Raw genomic sequence first — 15743 nt, 5'->3', positions numbered from 1 at the left:
ATTATTCATGACAATTTAATTACGACAACCTCCCTATAGCTTCCCCCTCTGAATATATACATATTTATGGCTAATTTAGCCACAATATACAACCGCCATCCCATTTCAAAATTACTTATTAGCTTTTTTACTCAAAAATAAAAAACCAACACAACCCAAAAACAACCAAAAAAAATAAAGAACTCGCAACATTTAAATTAAATAACACCAAAGTAGTGCCTTACAATTAACTTCTTATTAATAAATATAAAAATTAAGAATAAAAATATGATGTAACGCACACTTATAACATTATGAAAATAAAACATTCCAGTATATGATACCAAAAAACAATTTATAGAATTGCACACCATAAACTTAGGGCTAAACCAATGAAAAGAATAATCTTAATTTTATCAATTTTAATATCAGGGTGTGCAACAACAGAAAAACCAGTATGGTATACAAAAAGCAATTCAGATACAGAGTTATATATTTATTCTGTAGCTCAAGGACGAAGCTTGAGTCATGCAAAAAAAATAGCTATTAATAATATTAACGAAAAACTATGGACGCAAGTTGATTCATCTTTCTACATGCGCGATGTAGCTAAAGATAATAATGGGAATAGTACATCAAACAGTTTAGTTGATAATAAAATAAATACAAAAACGGCAAAACTCACACTTAATGGTGTCGAATATCTAAAATCAGAAGAAAACGAACTCGGCTCTTTTGTTGAAGCTAGAGTGAAAAAACCTCTGATAAAAAAACAACTTATATCAGAATTACAACAACTTAATCAAAATGCAGAATCTCAATTAAAAGCCCTTAAGCATTCAGACACATTATTGTGGTGGCTAAACAATCAAAATAGTCAAAACCTTAAAAAAGATGCATTGGTGAGAATAGCAATGCTCTCTGTAGTGGCTCCGAAAGAGAGTTTTAATACAAAACCTCTTGATGAATTATTATTGAAATTAAATACGGTTAAAAGCTCACTTCTTATTCAGATCAAATCAAATAATATGAATGAGAAGACTGCATCACTACTAAGTGATAAATTTTCGTCTGAGAAAATAGCTACAACTCGTACTTATAATAAATATACAACCCATTATTTAAGCTTGATAAGTGAACACCGAAAAAACATTGTTGGTGATGCTTATATCTCTACACTTATAACCGAGATAAAAATAACTAATAAAAAAGGGAAAATAATCTCAAGTAACGAGATTATCTCTTCTGGTAATTCAGTGACTGGCTATAAAATGGCAAATGAAGGTGCTAGCCGTCATTTTGCACAACAAATTGATGACGACGGATTATGGAAATCCCTTGGTATAAATCAATAATAAAACTCTTGGAGCAACCTTTTCATGTTTAAAAAAACACTTTTAGCTACCACTTTGTTAATCATATTACCTGGCTGTAGTCTCACTGGACCAGATGCCATTTGTACACCAGATACTCGCGTTAACATTGAGACTGCAGATGTACAAATGCCTTCAACAGAAGACTTAAAAGTTATCATTTTACCTATTGATGCTGAATTTAAAGATAGTTCAAATGAAAAAGTTAAATCAGTTATTCGTAATGCATTAGAAGATCAAGTAGCTAATTCTGGCGCAAACTTAGTTGATCGTAAACTGGCTAATAAGCTAAAAGGTGAGATCAAACTTGCAGAGCAAAGTGGTCGCTATAACAGTAAAGGTGTACCTGTCGCTGATTATGCAATTTTAACTGAAATTGTTTCAACTGATTTTAGCAAATCATATCAAGAAGCTTACAGCTACGAAAATGATGACGGTGAAACGAAACACGTACCTGCAAAATGCAGTTATGAAGTCGATGTAAAAGCAATTGCAAAAGTTGTTTCATTACCGAGCATGGAACTAGTTAAACGTATTGAATTATCTGGTGATGAGTACATGATAACTGAAACTCGCAGTTCATCATGCCCAATGTCTACAGCTCAATACACTGCATTAGCAAGTAAAGCTGGTGCCGAGTCAGTTGAACATACTCATGATCTAAAAGATTTATTAGCTCCAAGTGCACCAATCATGGAACTTCGTCAGTGCGAAGAAGGCAACATGGTAAAAGTAGCCATGGGTCAGAACAAAAAAGTTTCTCCAGGTCTAGGCGTTCAATTTTCTAAAGCAATGAAAAATGAAGAAGGTGAAGTTGAGACGTTTGGTATTGGCGAAGGTGAAGTTGTTGATATCCCTGAACACGGTATCAAGCCAACTTACTCTTGGGTGTCTATTGATGAAGAAGTTGCATTAAAAGTACAAAAAGGCAACCAAGCAAAACTAGAGCCTAAAAAATGTTCACTTTTAGACTTAGAGTGTCAAGCAAACAGATACGGTGTACCACTATAATATGAAAAAATTATTTATCGCTACAGCAATAATGGCCACTTTAGCAGGCTGTTCAAGCACTCAAACAGTAAAAGAAACTCAAACTTTTGCCACTTGTACTTTCCCTGATAGCCCAACAGTTGAAGCTCCAGCTTGGATCTGTGATGTAATGCCAAAAGATCTTGCTGCTGGCGCGACTGGTTATGCAAAGAAAAGTGCTGCGGGCATGACTATCATGCGTAAAATTGCATCAAACAATGCTCGAGTAGCTCTTGCTTCTCAATTTCAAACTGACATAAACAACATGTTCAAGCAAGCAATTGAAGGCAGCGTTGATACAACAACCGCTTTAGGTTCAAATGAACAAGTTCTAGAAACGTTTGAAAGTATTACAAAAAATGTAGTTACTCGCTCACTAACAAATAGCCGTTTGATCGTTAGTCAAACAAGCCCTTCAGGCGGTTTATACGTACTTGTTGGTATGGACCAAGCAGCCTACGATATGAATGTGAACAAAATAGTAGATGAAGTTACAAACGAAGACTCTGCTCTTTGGGATCAATTCAATAACGAAAAAGCCGCTGATGATCTAGCGAAAGCTCTAGAATCATTGAAGCAATAATCATCTCGATGCCTTGCCTCGCTTAATTAAAAGGCTACCTATGGGTAGCCTTTTAGCTTTCTACTCTATCTATTTCAAACTCAGGATAATATTCATGTCTAATTCGGTAGCAAAAAATACAGCTGTAGTCGCTATTGTCTCCATACTTACTTTTAATACCGCTTTTGCTGATGATAAATTTTCAGATCTTGATAAAGCGGTAGCCAAACAAAAACAACCTCACTCAGAAAAAGTCGCAGAATTTCATGCTTATGTGAATGCTTACTTAGATCAATATGAAAGTTGGAGAGATCAATACACCAAAGATTTAGATATTCAACGAGCTCAGCTTATTGAATCGTGGGGTGAAGGTGAAGTTTCAGATAAAACCAAAAAGGTAGAATATTCTCAAGATGGACAAACCAAAACCGTCATCGACTATGAATCAAATACAATGTCTGTCTCTTTACTTATCGATGAAAACTACAATTCAGATGACATACAAAAATTGACAGAAAAAGCGCCATCATCAATTGATGGGCAAATTTTAGATCTTAAAAATGTAAAAGCCGAAGAAGAAAAAGATCTCTATTCTTCAAGTAAAGAAAAAATAGAATCTCAATTTATTATCACTCAAACTCAGCAACAAATGAATGAGTTAGACATACAAGCTGAACGCTTAATTAACTCAAATACGGGGATCCCTAATTCCTATATTTATGAGCGAGCTTATAAGAAAAAAATGGCGCTTATTCTTCAATCCAAAGAACGAATAAACGCCCAATCAAAAATTTACAAGGCCATGAGAGAAAAGCATGGTATCCCTGAAGAAAAAATAACGATTAATGAAGAAAGCACGACTATTGCTAACGTTACAACAAAGAAAAAGAGCGTAAAACCATCAGTTACAACTGACCTATCGCAAATAAAAGAACAACAGCAAATCCAAAAAGAAAATGTGATTACTTCAAATACAACCGATAAAAGCAAAGAGTTAAATTTAGAGAATATAAAGCCAATTGCAAAGCCAATAACAACAGTAGAAACAGCAAAAGTTCCAGTATCAATTCCAGAGAAAAAGCCAGCTACTATAGTCAATGTACCAAAAGAAACAACTAAAAAAATCGTTAATTATAAGGTCAAGCTACCAGAAAATAGCCTTAAAAAGCGAGCTTCTCAATATAAAGAATTAGCTGAAAAAGAAAGTAAAAACTGGGAAATTGATGCCGCTTTAGTCATGGCTATTATGCACAGTGAATCTGCTTTTCGTCCTGACGCCAAATCTCATGTTCCTGCTTTTGGTTTAATGCAAGTTGTACCATCAAGTGCAGGCCATGATGTAAATAAACAAATGAGAAACATTGATGCACCAATGAACTCGGCAGACCTATATAAGCCAATAATTAACGTAGAAACAGGTACTGCTTATCTACATATTTTGAATAATCGTTACTTAAAGTCGATTAAAAACAGTGAAAGCCGCTTATATTGTGTGATCGCAGCCTATAACACAGGTGCAGGTAATGTAGCTAAAGCCTTCAATGGCAATAAATCCACAAATATAAAGCGAGCTTCCACCGTAATAAATGAAATGTCTCCAAATGAAGTTTATGAGCATTTAATCAAAAATCTTCCTTATGACGAAACGAAAAATTATCTCAAAAAAGTGAATTCGCGAATTGATTTATATCGTTAATAACAAGAACCAAATATAGGCCATTTATGTTTAAGATTTTTCCATTAATTTTCATCTGTTTCGGTATTTATATCGGGATTAATTACAGCGATGAAGTAGAAGCCATCATTGAAACAGACACATTTAAAAGTATTCAAGAAAAAGTAGAAACGCTGTTCTTAGATAAAATAGAAGAGATTAAAGGGTAAGTAATGACTACACATGATATAGAAGAAACAACTGCGTCTACGCTAAAAACACAAGTTCAAGAAAAGTGGACTCGAACTATCGCCTTGGCCTCAGTCGTCTCAATTGCATTAGGGGGGTTCAACGATACCTTTGATGCATTAGATAAAATGACAGATTTCGGTTTATCTCAATTAACAGATATACCCTCTCACAATAAACTAGAGAGAGTTTATATTCGAGCCTCTTCTGGGGTTCTAGATGAGACGTTTGGTGCTCCGGTTTACATAAAAAAATCGAGTTCTGGCGATACGATAAAATATTATTCAGACAAGCAATTTATTTTATCTGCAATCACTCGTGATGATGCCATTGTTGCCTTTTTAGTCTTTCCTAATAAAGGTTTTCAACCTAACACGCTAGAACACGCTGGAGGCAGTTCATTCTTCGAGCAACCTTTGCATAAAATAGAAAGTGTTAATGACATCCGATCTTCTTATGCAAGAACAGGTAATTATTATATAGAAGAAAATAATGGTGGTGATTTTGGCTACCTGTACTCCTCTATTAGTGGGTTTAGCGAATTTTTGCTGCCTTTATCAGACGAAAATAGAAAGCGTCTTTCTGATTTAGCTGACGCCCAAATACTAGATGAAAATGTAGTTAAGACAATAGAAAATATTAGGAAGAACGTAAAGCCTAACTTCTACGGCTATAGCACTCTCAACTTAGCCACTCTAGAAGACGCTATCTTATCTAATTCAGAATATAGACTGATAAACAAATAAATCCTGCCTTAAGGCTACGATGTTTTCGTAGCCTTAATTTGAGAATAACAATGGCTAATTTAGAATTTGAACAACTGTTAAAAAAATTAAAAACCAATAAAAGAATCATCATACAAGCACATGATTTTCCTGATCATGATGCTATCTCTTCTGCTTTCGCACTTGCTTACCTATTAAAAGAACTTGGTCATAACCCTTACATCACCTATCAAGGTTATATTGATCGTATTTCTTTAAAAAACATGATCAATTTATTATCAATACCCGCTATCGAAACCCACTTATTAAACTTACAACCTGACGATAAAATTATTATTGTTGATGGTTGTATTGGAGAAAAAAACATCACTGATCTTCCAGGCTTGGAGGTAGGTGTTATTGATCATCATAATGTTACTGCTCCTAATTTTGTTTGGTATTCTGATATACGCAGTAATTACGGCTCAACCGCAACGATTATGGTGGAATATTTTAAGTACTTTAAAATTAGCATTCCAACAGACATAGCGACAGCCTTATTAGTTGGTTTATCTTTTGATACTGCTAACTTTACTCGTGCTGTAAGCCCTCAAGATCTTCAAGCTCTATTCACTCTACAAAGCAAAGCTAACACTGATTTAGTGCATCGTATTTGTCGCAATCAAATCGAATTAGATGAACTGATGCTCTTTGAATCTTTGATCAGCACAATGAAGCGAGAAGGGAATGCTGCTTTTTCCTCTCTGCCTAAAGGCTGCTCTAAAAACATGCTTGGTGTTCTAGGGGATTTTTTACTGAGTGTCCACGAAATTGATATTGTTGTTTTAAGCGCACAATGCAATGAAAGAACTTATTTATCACTACGATCTGAATGCAACAAAAACAACGTAGAAAAAATCATTAGAAATACATTAAATGATAGCGGAATAGGCTTTGGTGGAGGGCATTCACATATGGCAGGAGGTGTATTAAATAGCTCTTCTCTACACTGTAACTCTGTTGAGTATATCTATGACTTATTTAAACCAAACTTAGTGTTAAGCTAATTTAATCATAATTATTGATATCCCAGATACAACAAAGCCCCGATTTTCATCGAGGCTTTGTCATTTAAATGTGGTACCGGTAGGCGGACTTGAACCGCCACTCCTTTCGGAAAGGGATTTTGAATCCTTAACGCTTCGCTAATACCGTGTATGCACAATCACTAGAAGTTATATCCATACCGAAACCCATGGTAACTACCCTGCATGAAATGCACTGTTTAATAGCGCAAGCAGCCTCTCATAGCCTGATCTCGTTTGACCATAGTTCACCACAAGAACTTAGGACTAAACCACTCTGAAAAGCGATTTAATCAATACATATGAATCATAGCGTTACGCTATAAAGGCAACGGATTTTGAATCCTTAACGCTTCGCTAATTCCGTGTATGAATAATCACTAGAAGTTATATCCATACCTAAATCAATGGTAACTACCCTGCATGAAATGCACCGCTCAATAGCGCAAGCAGCCTCGCATAGCCCTATCCCGTTTAACCATAGTTCACCATAAGAACTTAGGACTAAACCACTCTGAAAAGCGATTTAATCAATCCATATGAATCACAGCGTTACACTATAAAGAAAAGCTATAAATTAGGATTTCAAGAATCAAATACAAACTTAATTAATGAAACATTTTAAATATACTCTTTTACCTCATGAACTATGTATGTTTCATTCGATGTATAATATACACTATCAAAGCAACCCGAATTCTAATAACTTGTGATTGAAATATGACTATACAGATTGATACACTCGTAAATAACTATAATAAAAATGAAATTTCTGCAACATATAACGAAACTCAAACTAGAACTGATTTTATAACACCTATGCTAAAGGCGTTAGGCTGGGATGTTAACAACTCTGAAGGACTACCTCATGAATACAGAGAAGTTATTGAGGAAGCTCAACTAAAAACAAAAAATGCAGATACTAAACGACCTGATTATGAACTGAGAGTTGGTCGAGTAAGAAAACTATTTGTTGAAGCTAAAAAACCATCCATTAATATCGAAGTAGATCATAAATCAGCCTTTCAAGCAAGAAGGTATGGGTACTCTGCTGGTCTGCCAATAACTATATTAACCAACTTTAAACATACCGCGATCTACGATACAACAATAGCGCCTAAACCGGAAGATGAAGCATATGTAGCTAGAATAGAGTTAATCAACGTAAATGAACTATCAACAAAACTTAATACTCTATCTAAGTATTTATCCCGAGAATCTGTATCACATCCAGATTTCTTAACAAAGATAGTAATTAAGAAAAAAACTAAACAAGAAAAATCTTTTGATGAACACTTTTTAGAGAAAATAAAAAAATGGCGTCTAGATATAGCTTCTGATTTATACACCAAAAACCCAATTGTCGATTCTAAAATATTGACCAATTTCACCCAACAAATTATATCTAGATTGATTTTTCTTAGAATATGTGAAGACCGTAATATAGAAGAATTTGAAACTTTACTTTCATGTTCTAAATCAGGATACAATGAATTAATAAAATTAATGAAACGATCTGATATAAAATACAAATCCGGTCTGTTTGATATTTTTGATGAAAATAAAAAATATTTCAAAATATCAGATAACATAATCGAATCAATAATCGAAGATTTATATTATCCTAATAGCCCATATAGTTTTTCTGTACTAGAAACTGAAATATTAGGGGGGATTTACGACCAGTTCCTATGTGAAGAACTCTCCTTCAAAAACCATCAAGTAATTTCAATTTATAAACCAGAATATAGAGATGCTGGGGGTATAGTCAATACTCCTAGACATATTGTTGATCATATGGTGGATGAATCGCTAAAACAACTTTCAACATATAATGATATAAACACTATTAGAGAAAAGAAAATATTAGATACTTGCTGCGGTTCCGGTATTTTTTTAATATCTATGTTTGAATACTTAATGGCCTTATATTTAAAACATTATAAAGACAACATTAAAGAAAACATAGGGAAGAATATAATTAGGACAAACATTAACAATTATAAATTAACATTTAAGGCAAAATCAGAAATACTTACATGTAATATTTACGGCATTGACATTGACCCAGAATCGATAGAACTTGCAAAGTTGGGTTTATATCTAAAGTTACTCGAAGATGAGACTGAAATACCTTGCAACCATACTTTACCAGACTTAGATGATAATTTAAAATGTGGTAATAGCTTAATAAGTGAAAAAGAGTGGGCTGTATATGATGATAGCCTCGATTATTTTACAGAATTAAACTTTTTCGATTGGAATGTTGAATTCCCAGAGATTATGAAAAAAGGAGGGTTTGACTTAATCATAGGAAACCCACCTTACGTTAGAATACAAAAATTAAAGAAATATAGTTTAAATGAGCTAAATTATTATCACAGCAAGAAATCCCCATATTTCATAGCCAACCGCAAAGATATAGATAAATATTTTATATTTATAGAAAGGTCGATAAAACTAATAAATAACAATGGTAGCATATATTTAATTATACCAAATAAGTTTGTTGCCAATCAATATGGGGAATTATTAAGAGAATACATAACTAGTAATAAACTACTTAAAGAAATCACTAATTTTGGCTCAATTCATATTTTTAAAGGAAAGGCGTTAAACTACACTTGCATCCTTAATTTATCAAAGATAAAAAATACTAGCGTAATTAATAATAAAGTATCTAATTTAAATAATTGGATTCAAAATAAAGATTCCATATCAAACAATTATTCTATTGATGCTTTCAGTAGTAAACCTTGGATATTCCCTAGTGAAGACGTTAGTTCAATCATTCAAAAGTGTTGGAGAAGATCAACAACAACTCTTGGAGAAGTAGCAAACATTTATGTAGGTCTACAAACTAGTGCTGATAATATATATATTATCAAAGAAAAATGCCAAGATAATGATTTTATCTACTTTGAACAAGATGGTAATGAATATAAAGTAGAGAAAAATATAATAAAACCATTTATTTTAGATTTACCTTTAGAGCCATTTAATCAACCAAAACATAATAGTTGGTTAATTTATCCATATTATCAAATCGATGATAATATAAAAGTGTACTCTGAGGTAGAAATGAAAGAACTTTTCCCTTCCACTTACCAGTATTTATTGAAGCATAAAGAGTCCCTAATAAAAAGAAGTATTGTAGGGGGAAATAAGAAAGATCAAACTTGGTATCAGTTTGGACGTTCTCAAAGTTTAAATAAAATGGAAAAAAATAAAATAATTCTCCCTGTTCAATCTAAAACATACAAGTACTGTCCGGATTTTAATGGTTTACATCTGACTGGTGGAGGTAATGGACCTTACTACTTAATAGCACCAAAAAATGATAATTATTCTATTCTTTTACTTTTAGGCCTTTTGAATAATGATGTGTCTGAAGCACAAGTTAGATTATGTACAAGTATAATTGGTAATGGATATTATGCTCATAATAAAGAGTTCATCGAAAACTTAATGATACCTAAATTATCTGTTTTAGAAAAATCCGAATTAGAAACTATAGTGTCAAAAATAGTTTCTATACATAGTGAAATGTCCACTGCAACGAAACACCAGAAAGTAATTAACACTAGAAAATTATCATCTTTAAAAGATAAGTTAAATCTAATTATAAAAAATGGGTTCAATTTATCTCAGTCCGAACTAGATACCTTAAGACTAGTAACTCCTGAATAAATAAAAATGCCAACTCAAAAATGAGTTGGCAAACTATATTATTTTCTATTTATTCTTCTATCTCTTAAAATAACCCAGCTTTCTCTTAAAGACTGAACATCCTCTTTGCTCATACCCATTTTTTCTATAAGCAATTTACCGTCTACGTATTCAAGAACAGCATCTATATTATTTTCAGATAATAACTGTTCTATTTTTTCAACATCTAGAACTACATCTTCAAAGAATGGGATGGGTAACTCCTCTGACTCCTTAGTTTCTAATTCTAAGACACCACCGCCATAGCTTCTACCACAGACCTCACTCCAAGCAAAAGTTAAAGAATTGATAAATGCCGCACAAAGCTGCTGCATATTTACATCCTTTAATAATCTGACTCGATGTATTGTATCCGTACAAGCTACTTTTGCATCGTTTGAAACAAGTAGAGGATATTTATGTATTTGTCTAAATAAAAAACCATCAGATATGTAAATAGATGGTACTTCATACCACCTTTTTCTCACTCGACATTTATACCCAGTATTAACCCCTTCTTGCTCTCCAAGGGAAATATACTCTTTTAGTCCAGTCGAAAAATCTTTTTCATCAATATTCTTCAGATCCAATAGGTATGATGGATATTTTTCTTTAGCCTTTTTAAATAAATCGTTATTAAAACTAGACCTATTTATAGCACTTGTTCGCCCAACCATAGGTGTACAATAATCTTTCAAATTATATTTATGCAGTATTTCATCATCTAAAACAAAGAACTTATTTCGTCCAGTAACAATTCCAACATCAACTGAAGCAAGATCCCCAAGTGAGGTTAATTTTGAGTTTTTCTGCCAATAATCAAGTACTCCAAAGCACTTTTCCGGTAAAAAGAATGACGTCCATTTCATCCCTGCACGTGTATGCTTAGCCTCAGCGTGTTTTATTACTTTTTCTAATATTTCAGTATCTAGATCACTTTCATCATGTACTTCAATTGTATGAACATCACAAATATTTCCTTCCTTACTATGTTTTCCTTCAGCAAGCAAAAGCACAACTTCTTGCTGAATATCAGGAAAGACTAATTTTTTAAAAGTTACTAGAATCACATGATCAAAATGCTTTACAATTCTCTCTCTCAATTCAGTCGCATATTTAACCTGAAGTAATTCTGCGGGAATGACCATTCCCAATCTTCCCCCATCATTTAAAAGCTCTATGGACAGCTGCACAAAAGCAGCCCATGAGTTAGCTAACTTCGTTGGTTTATAACCAACATCTCTCAAATGCCCAAAAGCGATATCTCGTGATTCATCATCAAAATATTGAAAACGAATAAAAGGTGGATTACCCAAAACCACATCAAACTTTTCATCATTAGACTTTAGTTCACCATAAGCTCTAAAAAAGTCTTCATTTACCCACGTAATGTTCCGATGACCATTCCTAATCTGAGCTTTCTTGTATTCCTCTGTATCAATTTCTACAGCAAGTAAATCAATTTCAAGACCTTTAGCATCTGCAACCTCTAAAGCACTTTCTATAAAATTACCATCACCACAACTAGGTTCGATTATTCTTTCATTATTATTTCGCAAGGACCAGTCACTCAAATAATGAGCAATTTTCTTTGGTGTATAATACCCTCCCCTAAGCTTCTGTTTTGTTGCTGTATTTTTACTCTTGAATATAGATGTCATAACTTAAGTTCGTTGCCTCTTTGAATATAGCTAGATTGTTGGGCTGATTTTAGTCACTAAGAAAATTCAAACAACTCTTTTTGTTATCGAACTTACCATTGTAAAAAAAAAGATGTAATGTATCATCTACAGACAAATCAAGAAACTAACAATAATTATTAACTCTAAAAAGTTAGCACACAATTTCGTCTAAACAGACTGTTTTTAAGTGGATATCAGATGAAAAATCATCTTATCTTTTAACTTTTCACATAAGAACCCAACAACGCTTCCTCTACTGTAATGCCAGTCTTTATGCGATTCATCAACGTACTTTGCGCCACACCTAGTTCTTTAGCCGCCTGATGCATACTTTTGTATTCAACGCCATTAAGAACGACTTTCTTGGCGTAAACACGGCTTGGACTTGGTTTTAACTCCAAAGCCTGCTCTAGTGTCCATCCTCTCTTAGTCATTCGCTCAGTAACCAATTTAGGATTAATACCAAAGTGGCGAGCAGCTTCAGTACGAGTTGCGAACGTTAAGTTGCCAATTATTAGTTCAGACATATATACCTCAAAACAATCAGATTAATAGTTATTAAATTGTTGTTCTAAGGCGAGGAAAATGATGCGCTAATACATGATGCAAAACATTTGGCACAGTTACTTTCAGGCTTATATCTGCCGTTGAATCACATTACATGCGTAACAACCTATTCGCAGGCCAAAGTGGACGTTTTCCCTATAAATAAATTTAAATTAGGGTTGGCGTCCACTTAGTAGTACTTAGGGCCAATTGTCCGGGCCGTCATTGACAAATTTTTTGCATGTCACTGCGCTGAGTTTCCAATAGTGACTCCGTTATTGCCTCTCAATCACTGATTAAAATACACCCAACGTCCTTGAAAATTCGCTTTATTGCATACGCAAAATTAAATACGGATCACATTAACAAGTATTATATTGCGCTCAAAAAACAACCATGACACATATAACCGCTTAAAACGGCCTTTTAATCCAACCTATAGGCAAGGTAGCTATACACCACTAAATTATCCACCTGCTTTAAGCCTTTCTAGGGCTTCCCAGAGCAGCTTTAGATAAGTCAAGCGATTCATAATAACAACCTAAACCACTGAAAATAATAACTTTAATTAAATGACCATTCATGTTTTTATGCCGTCAGAAAACTCGGTAAACGCCAAATTGAAACTCATAAAAATTCTTTACCAAGTAGAAATTACCTAAACGTCATATCTAAACTGAGGATTGAGAACATGAACATGCCAGTAAACGCACACGGTCGTAACCTGAAAGGCTCTTTCGAAGATATTTTTGGCGATTTACCTGCCAATGAAACCGCTTATACAAAGCCAGAATACTTACACAGCACTCGCTTAGATGAAGATGGCTGTGTTATTGCTCCAATCTTGGATGCTTATGAGAAAGTTCACTTCCACTACATAGATACGCCAGAGTTAAAAGGCTACATTCAGTGTAATGGCGATGGTTGCGTTTTATGCGAAGCCAATATAAAAGCAGATCAACGTATTTTAATGGCGATGTATAATCTTCTAGCCGACCGTATGGAGGTATTGGCCATTCCACCTGCTGTTAAGCCAACATCATTGTTACCTCAATTGAAGCCCCTACTTAACAAAGGTGGGCACTTGATTAGCATCACTAAGAATGGCTATCAGTATGAAGTCACATCAAATGAGATCCCTAATGGTGTTGCCATTGATCAAGACAAAGTACTCTCGTTTAAAGAGGCATACGACAACAATGAGTTTTCTCTGGCAGACATTTATCAAATCAAGTCAAATGAAGAACTCGAATGCATTCCACAAATTGAAAAGCGTTTGATGCTTAAACGTGGTCGCGCAGTCTAATGTCTACTACTAAGAAACTCATTAGCGGGGCTGAATGCCTCGCTAACTTTAGGCAATCAAACTGTGCTGAGATTATTCTTCAGCACTGTCTCGAATACGAGAACACCGCCGTTAGCTGGCAAGTTGGCGTAGGTAAATCCTATAATATGGATGAAGTCATCGAAGCTGCCATTCGACAAGAAATTTACGATCTTGTGATCGTGATGACTCCAACGCGCAGCATTATCGATGAGCGCAAATTTATAACAAACCCACCAGCAGATATTGAAGTCATCAATATCCGCCCTCGACCTGCTGAACTATGTGGCAAAGAGCGAAACCAAGTATGGGAAAAATATGAAGCACGAAACCTTGCTCACTTAGGTAAACGCCACTGCTGTGAGTTGTGCCCTAAATGCTCTGAATGCTTCTGGCCTAGCCAGTATGGCAAAGCTCTTCAGGGAAAGCAGGTGGTATTTGCCACTCAAGCACATCTTGAGCACAACCCGTACTTTATTGCCCATATAAAGCAGATGACTTCGGCGGAGAAAGTGCTGGTTATCTTTGATGAAGCGAATGTCAGCCTAGCCGATTACAGTCGTATCATTACGTTGGATTCTATCCGTCAGTTAGTTGATGCAACGGAACGTTCCGATGTATCCAAAAAACGCAAAGCCGAAATTGCCAATTACTTAGGCTGTTTGACCAATGCCCCAAGTGAGGACTTACAAGATGTCTATGCTTGGGCTTTTCCTCGCCTTGGTGTTAACGAAATGACTCAGATCTTGACCTGTGGTGATGAGCTATTTGGCGATTCATTTCACAACATCATTTACGACTTACAAGCCTTTGGCTATTCCAGTGCTGAGTCACGAGAAAAATTACCGAATGGCGATATTCGCTTTCCCGCATCGCCCTTTACTTCTGAGAGTCATGTGCTGCTCTACAGTGGCACCACTCATCTATCCATTTTAAAGATGCGCTTAGGCATTGAGTTCCATTCGCCTTACGACAACTATGAATTTAAAGGCGAGGGAACCACATGGTTGAACCTTGCTTCATCGATTGGAGCCAGTACTAATTTTAAAAAGAATGCCCCACAAATACTGGATGCGTTCTTACAGCTAAGTATGCAGCGAATCAAGTCGGGCAAGCGTGTTCTTCTGGTATCGAAAAAAGAACACGTTGATCTCTGCATTGATACTCTCAATCAAATGCTGGTAGAGCAAAACGTTAATGATATCCGTGTAGTACACGGAGAACATTATGCGGAAAGCTCCGATTTGACTTTAGTTCCTGTCATTCACTATGGCGTTATCGGCATTAATCAGTATGAAGAATTCGACTGCTGTTACTGCCTCAATAGCTATTACGTCACCGAGAAAATTCTAAGCGACTCGATTCAGGGGCTACGCGCTGACAGTGAGCGCATTGAAGTGGCAATTACATACTCAAAAAAGCCACGTCGTCGCTATGGCGTCGTTGCTGATAACAGGCACCAATTTACTGATGTAGCCGAGGTGGTGAACCCAATGCTGCAGACTCTAGAAATGGGTTGTGTGGTTCAAGCTGTGGGCCGTGTGCGCCCATTCACCAAGACTCGTGAGGTTATTACGTTTCAGAGCAATGATGCTCTAGGTACTACCTACGGCAAAGAGTTCTCCAATCTAGCTGAATTGCGCGAGCACTTCGGGATAACCACCAAGCGCACACGTAGCAGTAATTCTAAAGCGGATAGTGTTATGGCTCTCAGCGCAAAAAACCTCAAACAAGCTGAAATAGCGAAGCAGTTGGGTATCAGCGCCCGACAAGTACGCCGCTATTTACAACAATCCGCCGCCTAACTCCATCAATTTTAGCGTGATTATTCGCCCTTTCCGAGGACTA

At 35.3% G+C, this 15743-nt stretch carries 12 protein-coding genes; 10 read left to right on the top strand and 2 right to left on the bottom strand.

Annotated features, from left to right (window positions below; all coding sequences use genetic code 11):
• The first annotated feature begins 371 nt into the window (after window positions 1–371).
• From A6E06_RS16225 to A6E06_RS16195, 8 genes are all read left to right on the top strand, one after another.
• A complete protein-coding gene (locus A6E06_RS16225; protein WP_065594063.1) occupies window positions 372–1334 on the top strand; it encodes an LPP20 family lipoprotein in 963 nt (320 codons plus the stop codon).
• A 24-nt stretch (window positions 1335–1358) separates the two neighbouring features.
• A complete protein-coding gene (locus A6E06_RS16220; RefSeq protein WP_065594064.1) occupies window positions 1359–2363 on the top strand; it encodes a hypothetical protein in 1005 nt (334 codons plus the stop codon).
• 1 nt (window position 2364) lies between these two features.
• The gene (locus tag A6E06_RS16215) at window positions 2365–2964 is read left to right on the top strand and encodes an LPP20 family lipoprotein (RefSeq protein ID WP_065594065.1); all 600 of its coding nucleotides are present in this window, start codon (window positions 2365–2367) and stop codon (window positions 2962–2964) included.
• A gap of 94 nt (window positions 2965–3058) precedes the next feature.
• Window positions 3059–4639 carry a transglycosylase SLT domain-containing protein gene (locus A6E06_RS16210; protein ID WP_065594066.1) on the top strand — a complete coding sequence of 527 codons (1581 nt, stop codon included), beginning with the start codon at window positions 3059–3061 and terminating at the stop codon, window positions 4637–4639.
• A 26-nt stretch (window positions 4640–4665) separates the two neighbouring features.
• The gene (locus A6E06_RS20035) at window positions 4666–4827 is read left to right on the top strand and encodes a hypothetical protein (RefSeq protein ID WP_176703439.1); all 162 of its coding nucleotides are present in this window, start codon (window positions 4666–4668) and stop codon (window positions 4825–4827) included.
• Window positions 4828–4830: 3 nt separating this feature from the next.
• Window positions 4831–5592, top strand: a complete 762-nt coding sequence (locus tag A6E06_RS16205; protein WP_065594067.1) for an ETEC_3214 domain-containing protein — start codon at window positions 4831–4833, stop codon at window positions 5590–5592.
• Between the two features lie 50 nt (window positions 5593–5642).
• Complete coding sequence (locus A6E06_RS16200) at window positions 5643–6617, top strand: bifunctional oligoribonuclease/PAP phosphatase NrnA (RefSeq protein ID WP_065594068.1); 975 nt, start codon at window positions 5643–5645, stop codon at window positions 6615–6617.
• Window positions 6618–7355: 738 nt separating this feature from the next.
• Entirely contained in the window at window positions 7356–10325 is a 2970-nt protein-coding gene (locus tag A6E06_RS16195; RefSeq protein WP_065594069.1) for an N-6 DNA methylase, read from the top strand.
• Between the two features lie 38 nt (window positions 10326–10363).
• Here A6E06_RS16195 and A6E06_RS16190 read toward each other — a convergent pair whose 3' ends face one another.
• Window positions 10364–12004 (bottom strand): N-6 DNA methylase, encoded by a 1641-nt coding sequence (locus tag A6E06_RS16190; RefSeq protein WP_065594070.1) that lies wholly within the window; start codon window positions 12002–12004, stop codon window positions 10364–10366.
• Between the two features lie 239 nt (window positions 12005–12243).
• Complete coding sequence (locus A6E06_RS16185; protein WP_065594071.1) at window positions 12244–12552, bottom strand: hypothetical protein; 309 nt, start codon at window positions 12550–12552, stop codon at window positions 12244–12246.
• A 710-nt stretch (window positions 12553–13262) separates the two neighbouring features.
• Between A6E06_RS16185 and A6E06_RS16180 the strand changes: the two genes are divergently transcribed.
• Together A6E06_RS16180 and A6E06_RS16175 are read left to right on the top strand one after the other, a co-directional pair.
• Entirely contained in the window at window positions 13263–13877 is a 615-nt protein-coding gene (locus A6E06_RS16180) for a hypothetical protein (RefSeq protein WP_065594072.1), read from the top strand.
• Window positions 13877–15700 (top strand): helix-turn-helix domain-containing protein, encoded by a 1824-nt coding sequence (locus A6E06_RS16175; RefSeq protein WP_065594073.1) that lies wholly within the window; start codon window positions 13877–13879, stop codon window positions 15698–15700. Before A6E06_RS16180 ends, A6E06_RS16175 begins: the two co-directional genes overlap by 1 nt.
• The last annotated feature ends 43 nt before the right edge of the window (window positions 15701–15743 follow it).

The organism is Aliivibrio sp. 1S175 (assembly GCF_001690985.1).
Lineage (GTDB): Bacteria > Pseudomonadota > Gammaproteobacteria > Enterobacterales > Vibrionaceae > Aliivibrio.
Note: the sequence above shows the minus strand (reverse complement) of the source record. Positions and strands in the feature narration are given on the sequence as shown.

Coding starts and splice junctions, on each gene's coding strand:
- A6E06_RS16225 (WP_065594063.1), top strand. CDS start 372: ATGAAAAGAATAATCTTAATTTTATCAATTTTAATATCAGGGTGTGCA.
- A6E06_RS16205 (WP_065594067.1), top strand. CDS start 4,831: ATGACTACACATGATATAGAAGAAACAACTGCGTCTACGCTAAAAACA.
- A6E06_RS16200 (WP_065594068.1), top strand. CDS start 5,643: ATGGCTAATTTAGAATTTGAACAACTGTTAAAAAAATTAAAAACCAAT.
- A6E06_RS20035 (WP_176703439.1), top strand. CDS start 4,666: ATGTTTAAGATTTTTCCATTAATTTTCATCTGTTTCGGTATTTATATC.
- A6E06_RS16190 (WP_065594070.1), bottom strand. CDS start 12,004: ATGACATCTATATTCAAGAGTAAAAATACAGCAACAAAACAGAAGCTT.
- A6E06_RS16220 (WP_065594064.1), top strand. CDS start 1,359: ATGTTTAAAAAAACACTTTTAGCTACCACTTTGTTAATCATATTACCT.
- A6E06_RS16215 (WP_065594065.1), top strand. CDS start 2,365: ATGAAAAAATTATTTATCGCTACAGCAATAATGGCCACTTTAGCAGGC.
- A6E06_RS16175 (WP_065594073.1), top strand. CDS start 13,877: ATGTCTACTACTAAGAAACTCATTAGCGGGGCTGAATGCCTCGCTAAC.
- A6E06_RS16185 (WP_065594071.1), bottom strand. CDS start 12,552: ATGTCTGAACTAATAATTGGCAACTTAACGTTCGCAACTCGTACTGAA.
- A6E06_RS16210 (WP_065594066.1), top strand. CDS start 3,059: ATGTCTAATTCGGTAGCAAAAAATACAGCTGTAGTCGCTATTGTCTCC.
- A6E06_RS16195 (WP_065594069.1), top strand. CDS start 7,356: ATGACTATACAGATTGATACACTCGTAAATAACTATAATAAAAATGAA.
- A6E06_RS16180 (WP_065594072.1), top strand. CDS start 13,263: ATGAACATGCCAGTAAACGCACACGGTCGTAACCTGAAAGGCTCTTTC.